This is a genomic window from Exiguobacterium sp. UBA6309, from assembly GCF_002439205.1.
GTDB lineage: Bacteria > Bacillota > Bacilli > Exiguobacteriales > Exiguobacteriaceae > Exiguobacterium_A.
In genome coordinates this window covers 1-16,256 of record NZ_DJTL01000032.1, presented here as the reverse complement: position 1 = coordinate 16,256, position 16,256 = coordinate 1, and the positions used below count along the sequence as shown (strand labels likewise).

The following is a 16,256-nucleotide window of genomic DNA, read 5'->3' as shown; positions in this document are numbered from 1 at the left end:
CCTTTTTCGTTATTTTCTCACCTGTCTGTCCTCAAAATATAAAATCGCATGATACCGGGTTTCGTTCACTGCTTTTAGGAATAACAAAAAAGATGCAGAGCCAATCCATCGATTGTTTCTGCACCTTGTGATTCATTCGTGTTTCTCCGTCATACTTTCATGAAATTCAAATATGCTGTCCGCCCTGTACGTTTAGCGTCATCTGACAATAAAGAGGCAGCCTCTTCGTCCAAGATCACCATAACATCGGCATGACGTTTGAGTACGGTCGCCGGACAATCCGTCGTCGCGATGCCTTCCATCATATCGCGAACGGCTTCTGCCTTTCGTTCGCTTGAAGCGACAAGAAGGATTTTTTTTGCTTCCATGATCGTACCGATTCCCATTGTGATCGCTTTCGTCGGTACTTCCTCCAATCGATCAAAGAAACGTTGATTTGCTTCTCGTGTCGATTCCGTCAATTCCGTCACGTGTGTCTTGGCATCGAACGGTGTACCTGGCTCATTGAAAGCGATATGTCCATTGGCTCCGATTCCGAGCAATTGGATATCGATCCCCCGCTCCCGGACGAGCGCTTCATATCGTTCACTTTCTTTAACCGGATCTTCCGTATTCCCGATTGGTACGAAAGATTCCTTGAAGCGTACGTCATTAAACAAGTGTTCTTGCATGAACGTATGATAACTTTGTGGATGCGCCGGGCTGAGACCGACATATTCGTCCAGATTGACCGTCGTCACATGTCGGCAGTCGAGCGAGTCCTTCCGCCATTCTTCATAAACGCCGACCGGTGAACTGCCTGTCGCAAGTCCTACTGTCAACCCTTCCGGATGACGCTCAATTTCCTGTTTCAGAAATTGATAGGCCACCTGTGCTAATTCTTCTCCTTTTTCTACGATCATCCATTTCATGAGGTAGACTCCTTTCCGTTCGTGATCCGGTATCGCGTACCACGATGAATCGCTTCTTGAATACGTAATCCCTCGTCGAGCAACACGATATCCGCATCCTTACCGACCGAGAGACTTCCCTTTTGTGTCAATTGAAGCTCTCTTGCCGCATTGACCGATGTCATGCGGACGGCTTCTTCGAGTGTACACCCTGTAAAGGCGATGATGTTTCGTAAAGCAGCGTCCATCGTCAGGACACTTCCGGCTAAACTGCCGTTCTCAAGGCGTGCCGCACCGTCTCGAACGAATACAGCTTGTCCCCCTAACTCATATTCACCCTCTGCTAACCCTTTCGCGCGCATCGCATCCGTGATGACGATCAATCGATCAGCGCCCTTCATCCGGTAGGCGAAGTCGACCATTTCCGGTGCACTATGAATCCCGTCCGGAATGATTTCGGCATAGACTTCCGGCGTCAGGAGACAGTACCCGACCGTTCCCGGCTCCCGGTGATGCAGTGCGCGCATTTGATTGTAAAGATGGGTACCATGCGTGACATGACCCGCTTGGTTTTGGGCATACGTCGCGTCCGTATGTCCGGCAGACGGAATTGCACCCGTCAAGCGCACTGCCTCTTCGAACGCACGCGCTCCCGGGCGTTCTGGGGCATAGGTCACGAGTTTGATCGTATTGCCAGCTGCTTCTTGCCATTTCAGGAACTGTTCGACATCCGGTTCAACGATATGTTCGTGCGGTTGCGCACCCGCATAATCCGGGTTGATGAACGGCCCTTCGAGATGAACACCGACAATCGTCGTGTCCTCTTCCTCAACGACTGTTCGCACCGTCTCGAGCGCTCGTGTGATGTTTGCCCAATCTTGGGTGATCGTCGTCGCTAAGAAGGATGTCACGCCTTCTTGTAACATCTGACGACTAAAGTCACGAAGACTATTCGCATCCCCATCCATGACATCGACATCATATCCTCCATGAATGTGTACATCGATCATTCCAGGGATGAGCGATTGATGATGCGCATCGATCGTCTCTTCTCCTGCGATCTTTTTAAATTCCGACATCAAACCAATCGCCTCGATCGTTCGACCGTAACGAATGAACCCATCCTCGATCGTTTGTTCTCCCGTATAAATCCGGGCATTGATGATCACTGTCATCTGCCGTCATCCTTTCTCTGTCCGTTCCATGACTTGCTTCCGTATTTAGTATAACGCTATTAATTCTAGTTGTATAGACCTTTGTACATTTCGATAAATTTTAAAAAGGACGATCCCGTTTGTCCACAGACAAAGGGTCGCCCTTTTTATACCCGTCGACTGTCGTCTTCATGCGTCAGTCGATCATGGTAATAAAATCCGGTCTTTTTTTCGAGAGATCAGACGCGTCGCTTTTAGGATCGCCATCGGTAACGATTGCCGCTTCCGGTAAGCCAGGTAACGTCCTTCCCACTTTGGATCGTACTTTTCTTTGTATCGTCGTAGACCCGTGAAACTATACATGTAGCGAATATTATTGAAGACATCCGCTGCCACACGTTCTTGCCAGAAGGACGTCTCGTCCTCACCGACGGACGAGAGCGGCGCCATTCCCATGTTGAATGTCCGGTATCCTTCATCTTTCGCATACTCGAACAGTCGGATGAACATCGCATCCATGATCCCGTTCGGTCCATCTGGTCGAAAACGCATCAAGTCAATCGACAAAACCCCATCTTGGTAAGCAGGCATGAATGTCATGAATCCGATCAAACGCCCTTCCGCTTCACGCATAATTCCGATTGGTGCCCGGTTTAAGTAGGGCTTGTGGAAGTAACCGAGTGAGAATCCTTTTTCAGACTTACCACCTAACCATTCATCCGAGACCTCTTGCAGTTCTGCTAATAATGCATCCGAAAAAGGTGGCTCGACCACTTCAAACGTCATTCCTTCTCGTTCAAAGCGATTTTTAATCGAGCGAAGTCCAGCCCGTTTTTTTCCTGATACGGTGAAAGACGGAATATCGACGATCGCCTCTTCACCCAGCTTAAAGAAGTTGAAGCCGAAATCATGATACAACGACATGTTTTGCGCTTGGATCTGATAGATGTTCGGAATGTATCCGAGATCTTCGACGCGGCGCAGAAACGAGGCAATGACTTGTGAATGCTCCTTTGGATCTCCACTTGGATCACCGAGCATCATGATCCGATTACCGGTCTGACTGAACTGGATGAACGAACGACCTGTTTCGGAAAAGAAGAAACGTTTATCGCCGAGAAACGCCAAATGGCTCAAATAATTCCCACCCTGCTCACGCAATACCGACTCGATCTTTTCAGCATCGAATCGCTCACCGAGCACCGGTTGATTAAAGGTGTTGAACAAGCGTATGAAAACTAATCCATACACGAGCGCAAAGATGGATGAACTCGCGGCAAACATGAAAATCTCATGCGACGGATACACTTCTGTTCCATCTGCCGACCCGAGTGCATAAAAAGCGTATCCGAAAAAGACGAACCCGCCAATGTACAACAGACCAACGAACGCGACCCGGATGAAACGCGACGTCGTAATCAATGTCCGCTCCCGGTGAAACGCGTTACGAGACATCAATAACAACGCAAGGACGACCACGACGGCAAGGAACGAAATCAGGTTAAATCCACGAAGTGCCATCCCGACCAAGGCGAAGAACGATGCGCCGTACATCATATATAAAGAACGCTTCGTTCGACGATAGAGCGCCGTTGATAAGAGGACGAATAATAGTCCGCCCATCAAGAAGAAGCTGTTCGCGAGCAACAACGCTTCGTGGGGCAATTTCGATTCCAGATACTCATACTGCGTGGAGACGGGCGGTAAAATCGCCAGTCCCCAAATCGTGATACCCGCGACAAGCGTGATCAACGCTAAAGTGAAGTGACGAATTTTACTGAGGAATCGCAATTGCAGACGCCAAATGACACCCCCGACCTCCACCGACGGACCAACGATTGGTTTATCTTCAATCATCTTGACGACTGGACCGCTGAACTCTCGAGCCGAGAAGACGACACCGATCAAGAATGGAATCAAGTAGTAGACGAGACGGTAAATCAATAATCCCGTCAAGACGATACCTTCTTCAACTCCGGCACGTTGCATACCGATCAAAAAGACTAAGTCGAACGAACCGAATCCGCCGGGTACCATCGAAATCAATCCGGCTGTCGCAGCGATGATGAAGACCCCGATGACTTTCGCAAAACTGACATCCGTTCCGAGTGCCGCCAAAATGAGATAAACGACGACACCGGCACTGAACCACTCCGCCAACGATACGACAGAGTATAGGGCAATCGATTTCGGATGAATGCTGCTGTTCCCACGTCGAAACGAGAACAATAGATAGAGCGGGAAGAATAAGGCAACACCGATGATGACAGGCCATAACCATTTCTTCATTTCAAGCACTTCAAACGCTGGGAAGATGTGCAAGAGGGATAATGTCGATAAGATTGACAAACCGCTAATCAATGTCGGCGCCATCCAACCGATCGCTTTCAACAGGCGTCCGCCTTCAACGAATGGTCGATACAGGGCGGACCGGATGGCCATCCCTGCGAGACCTCCGAAACCGATGATGCCATTAAAGGAGTTCGCAATCCAGGACGCTCGGAAAATTAGTCCGACTGGTGCTTTTGCTTCTAGCGAGCGCAACAAAAAGAAGTCATAAAAGAACATCGTCGAGACTGCCATGAGACCTGCGAGAATCAACAGGATGAACTGCCAAGATGGTACTTGGCGGATCGCTTGAATCGATTCCTTTAAAGACAAACTGCGTAATTCATTTTGTCCTTGATAAAAAATGAATCCGATCAAGACGATCGGCAAGATGATCTTCGCAATCGTCATGAGCCGTTGTTTTGAGAATTTCAAGATGCCAGCCTCCTTGATTTACGGATTAAGTACATAAGACGAACAAGCAATAGTGTCGCTCCGACCGCAAGACCGATGATCAACCCCCACCAGTATCCATCTGGTCCAAGTGCTGTGTAGCGTTCAAGATAAAAACCTAATGGTAGTCCAATGACCCAGTAGGCTACGATCGTCAATAAGAAGGTGACGTTGACGTCCTTGAACCCACGTAGTGCACCTTGCGTTGGTGCAGCGACGGCATCTGACAATTGGAAGAAAATCGCGAGAATCATAAAGTGTGCAGCTGCTTCGATGACTTTTGGGTCTCGACTATATAACGCTGCAAGTTCTTCATTCTTTAAGTACAACAGGATACCGGAAAACACGGAAACCGCAACACACATCGTCAATCCGATGCCAACATACTGAACCGCATCCTTGATCCGTTTAGCACCGACCTCGAAACCGACTGTGATTGTCAATGCGGACGCAGCGGACAACGGAATCATATAGACGAACGAGGCGAAGTTGATGGCAGCCTGATAGGCACCGATGATGACGTCGCCATACGCTCCAAGCAACAAGGTGACGGCTGAAAAAATACTGACTTCTGAAAAAATCGCGAGACCGATCGGAGCACCGAGTAGAATCAATTCCTTGATCCGCTTCATGTCCGGACGGTAAAAACGTCGGAGAACACCAAGACGCTGGAACAGCTCTCCTTTCATGACGACAGCGATGATTGCTAGACAAAGAATCCAGTACGTGATGGCAGTCGCAACTCCCGCACCGACACCACCGAGTTCCGGAAAACCGAAGTTTCCGAAAATGAATAGATAATTGAAAAGGACGTTAATGGGTAAAGAGATTAGTAGTAAGACCATCGTAATGTTCGATTTTCCTAATGAATCGATGAGTGTTCGTAAGACGAAGAAAACGAACATCGGCACGATGCCGAGCGCTAGCATCAAGAGATAGTTCCTTGCGACTTCGCGCGCTTCTACCGATAACTCCATCCGCTCGAGAATCGGATTGACAGCGAGAAGTCCGATGACGACTGTCAAACCGATGATTGCGACAGCGACGTACAACGCCTGCATGACGATCCGTTTGACTTCCCGCTCGCGTTTCGCTCCCATCGCTTGGGAAACGAGCGGCGCGACGGCAAGTAGAATACCAGTCAACCCTGTGTAAATAGGTGCCCATAGACTTGCTCCGACACCGACTCCAGCTAAATCAGCAGAGCCATATCGACCGGCCATGACCGTATCAAAAAAACTGATTAAATAAAACGCGACTTGCGTTACGAGAATTGGAAAGAAGATTTTCATGAATTGCTTCATCTTTCCTGAGAACGTAACTGTTTCTAACATGTTTCCACCACATTTCAGGAGGAGTCCTCCTTAATTTTAAAACGCATCATTCTTGAACTCTTACGAAATCAATCCAAGGAGGGATTCATCTCATGAACCATCGTGATACTGAAAAGCTGACTTTTGAACTACTCGAGACCTGGTCTACCTTCAATCATTATGCCAAAGAATCACAAACGTTTGAAAATCCGGAAGATATCCATCAAGCCCGAATTCGCTTGCGGAAACTGATCACGTTCGCTCGATTGGTCGAGTTGACGGAAGAACCCGTCTATTTGATTTGGAAGCGTCTGATGCACGCCTTCGGTGAAGTGCGCGATCTCGACGTACAGCTCGAAGCGACTTCAAAAAAAACAGAAATCGACCAATTGTTCGCAAACCATGTCGCCTTACAACTCCAAGGAAAACGTTCAACCTTGATTGAGACGATGCATCTCTTGATCTCAAATGAACTGGATCGATCCGTCCGTCGATTTTTAGCGAGTCCGATGACAAAACGCCTCAAGCGGATGTCAGAAAAAGAACTGATTCATGCCGCGGAGAAACGCTATGAGAAAAAACGTGAACAATTTGAAAAAGTACAACGAAAGGATAGTCCAAAACGTATCGAACGGATGCATGAGTTGCGTCTTGCGACGAAAGCGTACCGCTATACGGTCGAGTACTTGCGTCCCTATACGAATCAACCGAAGTCCGCTGTCGATCGTCTAAAAACAACCCAGACGCAACTCGGACATATCAATGACACGTATCAGCGACTGGAAAGATGGCGGTCATTCGAGGTTCCGACTGCTTATCAAGCAGAGCGCTTGCATCAGATCAAACGCTTAGAGGATGAACTGCGTAACGCACTCGATCAAGTCGAGATCGCTCACGGGTGACGTTGAACAAGTAGTTCAAGCATCTTTGTTCCTGCAATCGAATTGCCTTTCGCGTCAAGGGAAGGACCAAACACACCGATTCCGAGATCGGCCATATCGAAATCACTTCTACCACAGGCAACGATCGCACCGGAGACACCACTTTTTCCGGGAAGTCCGACTTGGACAGAAAATTCTCCAGATGCATCATACATGCCACATGTCGTCATGATGGCCCGGATGATTCGTGCGTTACGACGCGAGATGACTTGACGTCCGGATGGCGTTTTTCCAGATGTACTTAAAATTTTCCCCATCATGGCAAGTCCTTTACAGTTCGTCAAAATCGCACATTGTTTCGTGTAGACGTCGATGATCTCTTCAACGTTGCCTTCGATGACGCCGTGATAGCGCATGAAGTAGAGCAACGCTCGGTTCAAATCTGTCGTTTCGAATTCTGATTCAGCGACATCTGCGTCATATTTTACCATTTCTACTTTAATATCCAATAGTTTTGCGATGAATTGACGCAATTGCAGTAATTTATCCGCAGCATCCGTTCCCGGCAACATGCTAGTCACTGCTAGTGCTCCTGCATTGATCATTGGATTGAGCGGTTTTGTCGGAATCGTCTCTTCAAGTTTCGCAATCGAATTGAACGCATCACCCGTCGGTTCCATCCCAACTTTCGAAAAGACATAATCTTCTCCGAATGTCTCGAGGACGAATGCCAGTGTAATGATCTTCGACACACTCTGTAATGTAAACATCGTGTCCGCATCACCTGCCGAAACGAACGTCCCGTCGGCATTACAGACAGCGATACCAAGTTGGGTCGGATCAACTTTCGCAAGCTCTGGGATGTAACTTGCGACTTGTCCAAGCACCGTATACGGACGACACTCCTCAATCAACTCCTCAAGTTGGGCTTGTGTAACATTCATGGCGTTCCCTCTTTCTCTTTTTTTCTAGCTTATCACGCATCTGGTGGATGCGGATATGGTTCTTCCGTAAACGCTAAAAGGAGTCGACTCGTTTCAGCCGAGTCGACTCCTTTTTCTAGCATCTGCTTTATCCGTTTACGACTAGTTCACCGTCTTCTACATCGATCGCAATCTGGGAACCATCTTGAATCGCCCCACTGATCAAAGCTCGGGCAAGCTTCGTCTCAATCGTCCGTTGCATATAACGGTTGATTGGACGCGCACCGTATTGCGGTTCGAATGCTTCTTCAAAGATCAGCGTCTTCGCAGCATCCGTGACATTAATCGTAATGCCGCGTCCAGACAAGCGAGAAGTCATCTTCTCGACCGCTTTGTCGATGATTCGTTCGATCTCTGTCCGGTGGAGTGGATGGAACAAAATCGTATCATCAATCCGGTTTAAAAATTCCGGTCGGAAGTGACGCTTCAGTTCTTGGCGAACGGCTTCTTCTTCCGCCGCATCGATGACACCATCTTTTGCTGCTTCAAGCAAGATGGGCGCACCGATGTTTGATGTCATGATGACGATCGTGTTCTTGAAGTCGACGACACGTCCTTGCGCATCTGTTAACCGACCATCGTCGAGCAACTGAAGCAAGATATTGAAGACATCCCCGTGCGCTTTTTCGATCTCATCGAATAGAAGAACCGAATACGGGCTCCGTCGGACGGCTTCCGTCAATTGACCGCCTTCTTCATAACCAACGTATCCTGGAGGCGCACCGACGAGACGGGAGACATTGTGTTTTTCCATATACTCCGACATATCGATGCGGACGATATGATCTTCACTATCAAACATCGCTGCCGCCAAGGCTTTTGCAAGTTCTGTCTTCCCGACTCCTGTCGGACCGAGGAACAAGAACGAGCCGATCGGACGATTCGGATCCTTGATACCTGCTCGCGCTCGAATGACAGCATCCGCGACGAGACGAACCGCTTCGTCTTGACCGAAGACACGCTCATGAAGCGTATCCTCGAGATAGAGTAGCTTTTCCCGTTCGCCCTGCGCAAGCCGCGTCACTGGAATGCCGGTCCATTTCGAGACGATGTCGGAGATTTCTTCTTCCGTCACCGCTTCCCGAACCAGTTCGTGGGAGACGTGTTCAGATGATTCTTCCGCGACTTTCAGACGCGCTTCAAGATCTGGAATTTGACCGTACTTGATTTCTGATGCCCGGTTTAAGTCATAGCGCCCCTCGGCTTCTTGTAACGCCAGTTTCGCTTTCTCGAGATCCGCGCGTAACTGTTGGACACTTTGCGAACTCTCTTTTTCCCGTTCCCATCTTGTCCGAAGCGCACTCTCATCTTCTCGGGCAGAACTGAGTTCTTGCTGTAAGACGGCAAGCCGTTTCCGGGATGCTTCATCCGTCTCTTTCTTTAATGCTGCTTCCTCGATCTCTAGCTGCATGACCCGACGGACGAGGGAATCGAGTTCAGCTGGCATCGACTCCATATCCGTCCGAATCATCGCACATGCTTCATCGACGAGATCAATCGCTTTATCCGGCATGAACCGATCCGTAATATACCGATCGGATAACATCGCCGCCGCGACGAGTGCATTGTCATGAATCCGCACACCATGGTGAATCTCGAACCGTTCCTTTAATCCACGCAGAATAGAGATCGTATCCTCGACATCCGGTTCCGCGACGAGGACTTGTTGGAAGCGACGTTCGAGCGCTGGATCCTTTTCGATATACTTTCGGTACTCGTCAAGCGTCGTCGCACCGATACAGTGCAATTCTCCTCGCGCAAGCATTGGCTTGAGCATATTTCCAGCATCCATTGCGCCGTCCGTCTTCCCGGCACCAACGATCGTATGCAGCTCATCGATGAATAAGAGAATCTGTCCTTCGGCCTCCTTGACTTCATTCAAGACTGCCTGCAGACGCTCTTCGAACTCACCACGGTATTTTGCACCAGCGACGAGTGCACTCATGTCTAAACTGAACAACTGCTTGTTCTTCAGACTCTCCGGTACATCTCCTCGGACGATCCGTTGCGCGAGCCCTTCAACGATTGCCGTTTTCCCGACACCAGGTTCTCCGATTAAAACGGGATTATTTTTAGTCTTCCGACTTAAAATCCGGATGACACGTCGAATTTCGTCGTCACGACCGATGACCGGATCCGTTTTCCCCGACCGGAAGTCCGCTACGAGATCGCGTCCATACTTTTTCAGCACATCAAACGTCTCTTCGGGATTTTTTGTCGTGACCTTCCGATTGCCTCGCATACTGACGATCGCTTCCCGAAGTGTCTCTTCCGTAATGCCTTGACGACGTAAATACTGAGCTGCTGGACTTGATTGTTTGATCAGGGCTAATAATAAGTGTTCGACGGAGACGTAGTCATCCTGCATGAGTCGCGCTTCCGTCTCCGCTTCCGTCAACACGTTCAGCAACGAGCCCCCAATCCGTGGCGTCGTCGCCTGGGACAAAGCCGGAAGCTTACCAATCGCTTCGTCAATCGCTGCATTCAATGTCTCAATCCGTTGATTCAACTTTTCAAAAATGACCCGTGCAATTCCCTCTTCTTGAGCAAGTAAGGCAAGTAACAAATGCCACTCTGTGATTTCACTATGACGACGTTGTTTCGCAATCGCTTGGGCAGAGACGATTCCCTCATGTGCCCGATCCGTTAAACGTTCAAAATCCATCCTTGATCACTCCTTCACTGCAAGTTGACGTTCCCACTCTTCATAAAAGGCGCGGTCCATCTCAGGTAACTTGACTTCGAGTTGGACGAGTAATGCCCCACGATGACCATTCGCTTGACTCAGACCACGATTTGGAATCCGAAGTCGTGCTCCTGGTTTTGTGCCCGGTTTGACTTTCAGTTTAATTCGTTTTCCTTCAAGTGTATCTGCGACGACTTCTCCTCCGAGTACAAGTGTCGTCGGATGAACGCGGACGGTCGAGATGACGTCTTGGTCGACCCGTCGGAACTGATCGTCATCCTTCAGGTGAATCGTCACGTAAACATCTCCCGCGACACCTTGTCGGTTACGCATCGAACTTTTTCCACGTAAGCGGACTTTTTTACCGTCATAGACATCTTTCGGTAGCGTCAACTGAATCGAACCGGTCGCAAGACGCACCGTGACTTTTTCATTCGTACTGAGATGACTGAGTGGAACCGTCAATTCAAGCTCTTCATCGGTCGACACTTCTTCCTGACTAAAGAACGAACCGAACATGTCTTCAAATCCGAACGATTGTCCAGGTCGTGTCCGTCCACTACCTCCGAACTGTCGGAACAAATCTTCATAATCTCCAGCGCCCCCAGCTCCAGCACCTGCCATCCGGTCGAAGTTACTACCGTATCGATCGTACTGTGCTCGTTTCTCCTCATCCCCAAGCACATCGAAGGCTTCTTGGATATCCTTGAAGCGCTGGTCTGCACTCGCCTCCTTGTTGACGTCTGGGTGATATTGCTTCGCCAGTTTGCGGTACGCGCGCTTAATATCTTGATTCGATGCATCCTTTGCGACACCGAGTGTTTGATAATAGTCTTTTGCCATTCGAGTTCACTTCCTTTTCCTATACTTCATTACCTTAATTATAAAAGCCACATCTTAATTGGTCAAATATAGTCAAACTTTTTTTTGACATTCCGTTCTCTTTTCACTTTACGTCCTTGCGACAAACAAGTTTCACCGGCTGAACCATGTTATACTGATAGCCAAACAGGAAATGAACGATGGGAGGATCTACAGATGGACGGTAAAACACGTAAAAATATCACACCTGGTCTTAAAGTCAGCATCGTGTTGAAACAAGATCAACGAACAGGTAGACGAACAGAAGGAATCGTTAAAGACCTTCTCACGAAATCACCGCAGCATCCGCACGGGATCAAAGTACGCCTAGAAGACGGACAAGTTGGTCGTGTTCAAGAAATTTTAGGTTAAGAAGACAACAATCGCTCGCCCTGATTCCTTTTCGGAGTCAAGACGAGCGATTTTTTCATGCTTCCACAGCTTGTTCTAAATACCGCCACGTTGCTTCGACCAGAATACGCGCTGCGTCAAGCATCGCTGGCTCTTTAAAATCAAACTGGGGATGATGATGCGGTGGATACGAAGCGTCCCCGGCTCCTGTAAAGAAGAACGCACCGGGTACGTGTTGCAGATAATACGCGAAGTCCTCGCCGCCCATCGTCGGTTCGATTTCAAATACATGCTTGTCTCCTAAGATTTCTCGTGCGACGGATTCGATCAATACGGTGGGTACCGCATGGTTGACGACAGCTGGATATCCTTTTTCGTATGTAAATTGATACGTCGCTCCGACCGACTGACAGATTCCTTTGATCGTCTGCTCCATCCGCTCAATGATTTCGTCCGCTGTCGCTTCATTAAACGTTCGGACCGTTCCTGTTAATGTCGCTTGATCTGCGATGACATTAAACGTATTCCCCGCATGCAACGTTCCAATGGTCACGACTGCCGGCTCTAGCGGATTAAGTTGACGACTGACGATCGATTGTAATTCTTTGACGATCGTTGCCCCGAGTAAGACAGCATCAATCGTCTCGTGTGGCTTCGCACCGTGTCCGCCTTTTCCATATAAGATCAGCTCGAACTTATCAGCCGCTGCCATGATCGGACCGGTTCGAATACCGACGTGTCCTTGATCGATCGTTGACCAAAGATGCGTTCCGAAGATGACATCGACCCCTTCAAGACAACCATCGGCAATCATATCTCGCGCACCACCCGGGACGACTTCCTCCGCATGTTGATGAATCAAGACGACATTCCCCGGTAACGATTCCCGCTGTTGCATGAGCGTCTTTGCGACGGCAAGCAACGTCGCTGTATGACCATCATGACCGCACGCATGCATCACGCCCGGAACTGTCGATCGATACGCGACCTCTTTTCCGTCAGCAATCGGTAAAGCATCGAAGTCGGCACGTAACGCGACGGTCTTCCCCGGTTTTCCTCCACGAATGTACCCGACGACACCACGTCCCCCCACTCCTGTCTTGACTTCGATTCCGAGCGTTTTTAAATGTTGCGCGATATAACGCGGTGTCTCGACTTCTTGAAACGATAACTCCGGGTGCTGATGGAGATAACGACGCCGCTCCACCATTTCCGGATACAACGCGTCTAGTCCGTCAGTTCGTTCTGACATGTATGTATCCCCCTTATTTTTTTTGATGCAGTGTCTTAACGCTCTCCCGCGTAAATTGGAGACGTTCGAGTGTATCTTCATAATGTCCCGCAGCATAGGACAAGAATAAGACGTCAATCGCAAACAGTTGAGCCAGTCGTGAACTGAGTGCCGCGCTACGAAGCGGTGCTTCCGGTGCGCGCGAAGTCCAAAGCGCAATATCTGCTAGTTGGCTGATCCGATTGTCCCCAAAACGCGTCAGACTAATAACCTTTAACCCTTGGATTTTCGCCAAGCGAATCAACTCGACGACTTCTTCTGTCTCACCACTGTAGGAAATCGCAAAAAAGACATCTTCTGGGCGTGCATTCGCTAAAATCGTCGCAAGTAGATGCTGATCCGTTTCTTGAATCGCTAGTTTCCCGACACGCGTCCATTTTTGAGCAGCGTCTTCCGCTACGACATGTGACGCCCCGATTCCGTAAAAATAGATTGCACGTGCTTGGTCGATAACGCTGATCGCTTCTGCAATCCAATCATCATTTAACTGCTTCGCTGTATCCTGCAACGCTTGAATACTGTTACTAAGCGTTTTTTCAATTAAGTCGACCGGACGTTCATCCTTTTCGATATCATGATATCCTTTTAAATCCGTGCGTGCCGTATCAGCCGAAATCCGCATCCGCAGCTCTGGATATCCCTTTAATCCGAGTGCACGGCAAAAGCGAACGACTGCAGCAGCACTTGTATCCGACTCCTCTGCGAGTTGGTGGATCGTCATGCGCGCAATTTGGTTCATATGCGTCAAGACGTAGTCTGCGACTTTTCGTGAGGACGATGGTAGTTCTTCTCGAACTGCTCCGATTTGTGAATAGATACCGCCATTCATTTAGATCTCTCCTTTATCATCTTCTTTAATAGAACTGGCGATTCATCGCACCGTCCCCGTTTATAGAACTCTTCTTCCATTATGCTCTCTCCTACTGACTTTCGTAAATCTAAAAAATGGGAAAGTGAAACAAAATATCATTCTTCTTCCATACCCTTCCTTTCATACTCATATACTTCTATCTTCAAGCGTTCGTCATACAATAAAGCGACATTCCGATAAATAAGGAATGTCGCTTTATAAAGTAAATGGAGAAATCAACGAATCTTGACGATTGGTTTTTTTGTATCCGGATCGAGGAATAGCATCGCTTCCGTATCACCGTTCAAGTTCGTCACAGTGATCGTCGTCGGAATGTTTCGATTATATTCCCAGCGATTCTCAAGCAGGTACGTCACGTACTGAACGAATGCGACGAGTTCTGCTTTTCCGTAAAATTGAACGGGAATCTTCATTTCAAGCTTTTTAAGTTCATCTTCTTGATAGAAGCCTTCCCCCATCATACCGGTGTAGTTCGGGAAGTAGTCTTCTAGACGGTCTTTGAATAAATCAAATTTCGCCGCATCATCTCGCACATCATTCGTCGCGCGTGCTGACGGGTAGTAATAATAGCGTTCATTGTAGTTTTTCCAGTCGTTCGCACTGATTTGATTTCCGCGACCGATGAATGCAGACGAGAGATAATGACCGGAAACCGGTGAACCTTCTTTTTCCTGGAGGTAGAGGGCGACGTGAATCGGTGTCGTCTTCATACCCTGCGTCTTACGCATTTTCTTGACTAAATCGTTTGCCATCCGCTTCCCTTCAGCAACGACTTTCTTTTCATCAAGTTTAACGGTATAGGTCGGTCCATAGTTTTCATCTTGGAAAACATACTCACTATTTAAGACGAGAGCGATTGATGTACCACCGAGTTCAAGCTTCTTATCTTCTTCAAGCATGTAGTCTTGCTCTAAGATATGCGATAGAATCATAGGTGACTTTTGATTTTTTTCTTTATATGACTTACCTGACGTGTAGGCTGGGTTTAAACCTTCAGGATCGCTGACGCCATCGCCTGCTTTCCCTTTTCGTAACAACCATTTTGCGATTTGGTCGGCTTCGAGTAACTGACCTTCTTGGTAATAGTATTTTTCCGGATCAAAAAATTGTGTCGAATGACGCATCAATCCTGTTTCGATTTCATCGAGTTCAAGACGCGAACTGACACGCTTTTGTGTCATTCCACGTGCGACGCTTGGACGAAACGGTAAGACCGTCCGGTAATACGAATCCGTCGTATCAATGGCTGGACTGACGACGGCTTGGACTTCCTTACCTTGTTCACTTTCAGTAATGACTTCTTTTGTATCGCTACTTGGCGAAAGGTCGAACGAACAAGCACCCAAAAATAACGTGCTCGATAACGTCAACGCTACTGCTTTTTTATAGTTCATCTCTATTTGCACCCCATGTTTTCAAATCGTTCTCTTTATCATAACAGAATCGTTTTCCATCGGGGAAGGACAAGTTTTCCCCTGTTTTTCAAAAAAGATGATGCGCCCTCACGCATCCGAAAGGACTTTTTATCATGACACGCCGTAAATTCATCGGTCTGCTTTTTTTGTTAGCAGGCATCGCTCTCATCGTTTGGCCCTTCATCAGTGATTATCAGCGCGAACAAGAAGCTGAACATTTAAAGAAACAATGGACCAACAGTCTAAAAATCGTCGATGCAAAAGAAACCAAACAACCTCTTGCAAAATCAGGTGTCGGATTACTCTCGATACCAAGCATTGATTTTGAACAAGTCATCTTAGAGGGGTCGACGACAGCAGTCCTCGATCGAAGTATCGGTCATATTCCGAAAACCGGATCGCCTGGAAAAGGCAATTATGCGCTCGCCGGACACCGAAGCTTCACAGAAGGTCTTCACTTCAATCGTCTGCCTGACGTCAAGAAAGGCGATACCGTTATCGTCACGACGAAAACACATCGGTATACGTACCGGATCACGTCAAGTCGTCTCGTCACACCGACGACGTTGTCCGTCCTCGATCAATCCGTCGTCTCCCCGACGATTACGTTGATTACTTGCGATCCACCGGAAACGGCAACGAATCGTCTCATCAAACAAGGTACCTTAATTCGAAGCGAGACGATTGCTTCGTGACAATTGGATCAATACGAATAAAGTAAGGCGGAATCCCGCCTTCCTTTGAAACTGAAGATAGTGTGCAATTTTTCTCTAACGAGA

General features: G+C 48.2%; 13 protein-coding genes. 3 read left to right on the top strand and 10 right to left on the bottom strand.

Annotated elements, in window-relative coordinates; all coding sequences use genetic code 11:
* Positions 1 to 149: 149 nt before the first annotated feature.
* The 4 genes from nagB to B3M90_RS10995 all read right to left on the bottom strand — a co-directional run bounded on the left by nagB (position 150) and on the right by B3M90_RS10995 (position 6,159).
* Positions 150 to 911, bottom strand: coding sequence for a glucosamine-6-phosphate deaminase (nagB, locus tag B3M90_RS11010; RefSeq protein WP_290784110.1), 762 nt, complete (start codon positions 909 to 911; stop codon positions 150 to 152).
* Positions 908 to 2,065, bottom strand: coding sequence for an N-acetylglucosamine-6-phosphate deacetylase (nagA, locus tag B3M90_RS11005; RefSeq protein ID WP_290784108.1), 1,158 nt, complete (start codon positions 2,063 to 2,065; stop codon positions 908 to 910). The genes nagB and nagA overlap by 4 nt, the downstream gene beginning before the upstream one ends.
* Positions 2,066 to 2,248: 183 nt before the next feature.
* Positions 2,249 to 4,807, bottom strand: coding sequence for a bifunctional lysylphosphatidylglycerol flippase/synthetase MprF (gene mprF / locus B3M90_RS11000; protein ID WP_290784106.1), 2,559 nt, complete (start codon positions 4,805 to 4,807; stop codon positions 2,249 to 2,251).
* Positions 4,804 to 6,159: an MATE family efflux transporter gene (locus tag B3M90_RS10995; RefSeq protein WP_290784104.1), complete on the bottom strand. Its 1,356-nt coding sequence runs from the start codon at positions 6,157 to 6,159 to the stop codon at positions 4,804 to 4,806. The genes mprF and B3M90_RS10995 overlap by 4 nt, the downstream gene beginning before the upstream one ends.
* Before the next feature lie 92 nt (positions 6,160 to 6,251).
* On the opposite strand from B3M90_RS10995, the gene B3M90_RS10990 reads away from it, so the two are divergent.
* Positions 6,252 to 7,040, top strand: coding sequence for a CHAD domain-containing protein (locus B3M90_RS10990; RefSeq protein ID WP_214856372.1), 789 nt, complete (start codon positions 6,252 to 6,254; stop codon positions 7,038 to 7,040).
* Here the strand turns inward: B3M90_RS10990 and glsA are convergent.
* From glsA to B3M90_RS10975, 3 genes are all read right to left on the bottom strand, one after another.
* On the bottom strand, positions 7,031 to 7,963 hold the full coding sequence (gene glsA, locus B3M90_RS10985; RefSeq protein ID WP_290784102.1) for a glutaminase A: 933 nt from the start codon (positions 7,961 to 7,963) through the stop codon (positions 7,031 to 7,033). The two genes, B3M90_RS10990 and glsA, sit on opposite strands and share 10 nt — an antisense overlap.
* A 127-nt stretch (positions 7,964 to 8,090) precedes the next feature.
* Positions 8,091 to 10,667 carry an ATP-dependent chaperone ClpB gene (gene clpB, locus B3M90_RS10980; protein ID WP_290784100.1) on the bottom strand — a complete coding sequence of 859 codons (2,577 nt, stop codon included), beginning with the start codon at positions 10,665 to 10,667 and terminating at the stop codon, positions 8,091 to 8,093.
* 6 nt (positions 10,668 to 10,673) lie between these two features.
* Positions 10,674 to 11,531, bottom strand: a complete 858-nt coding sequence (locus B3M90_RS10975) for a DnaJ C-terminal domain-containing protein (RefSeq protein WP_290784098.1) — start codon at positions 11,529 to 11,531, stop codon at positions 10,674 to 10,676.
* 195 nt (positions 11,532 to 11,726) lie between these two features.
* Between B3M90_RS10975 and B3M90_RS10970 the strand changes: the two genes are divergently transcribed.
* Positions 11,727 to 11,921 carry a YwbE family protein gene (locus B3M90_RS10970; protein ID WP_290784096.1) on the top strand — a complete coding sequence of 65 codons (195 nt, stop codon included), beginning with the start codon at positions 11,727 to 11,729 and terminating at the stop codon, positions 11,919 to 11,921.
* Positions 11,922 to 11,976: 55 nt separating this feature from the next.
* Here the strand turns inward: B3M90_RS10970 and B3M90_RS10965 are convergent, their stop codons facing one another.
* The 3 genes from B3M90_RS10965 to B3M90_RS10955 all read right to left on the bottom strand — a co-directional run bounded on the left by B3M90_RS10965 (position 11,977) and on the right by B3M90_RS10955 (position 15,456).
* On the bottom strand, positions 11,977 to 13,152 hold the full coding sequence (locus B3M90_RS10965; protein WP_290784094.1) for a M20 metallopeptidase family protein: 1,176 nt from the start codon (positions 13,150 to 13,152) through the stop codon (positions 11,977 to 11,979).
* A 13-nt stretch (positions 13,153 to 13,165) separates the two neighbouring features.
* Complete coding sequence (locus B3M90_RS10960) at positions 13,166 to 14,020, bottom strand: MurR/RpiR family transcriptional regulator (RefSeq protein WP_290784092.1); 855 nt, start codon at positions 14,018 to 14,020, stop codon at positions 13,166 to 13,168.
* 257 nt (positions 14,021 to 14,277) lie between these two features.
* Positions 14,278 to 15,456: a CamS family sex pheromone protein gene (locus B3M90_RS10955; protein ID WP_056063414.1), complete on the bottom strand. Its 1,179-nt coding sequence runs from the start codon at positions 15,454 to 15,456 to the stop codon at positions 14,278 to 14,280.
* 134 nt (positions 15,457 to 15,590) lie between these two features.
* Here B3M90_RS10955 and B3M90_RS10950 point away from each other — a divergent pair, with 134 nt between their 5' ends.
* On the top strand, positions 15,591 to 16,172 hold the full coding sequence (locus B3M90_RS10950) for a class D sortase (protein WP_290784089.1): 582 nt from the start codon (positions 15,591 to 15,593) through the stop codon (positions 16,170 to 16,172).
* The last annotated feature ends 84 nt before the right edge of the window (positions 16,173 to 16,256 follow it).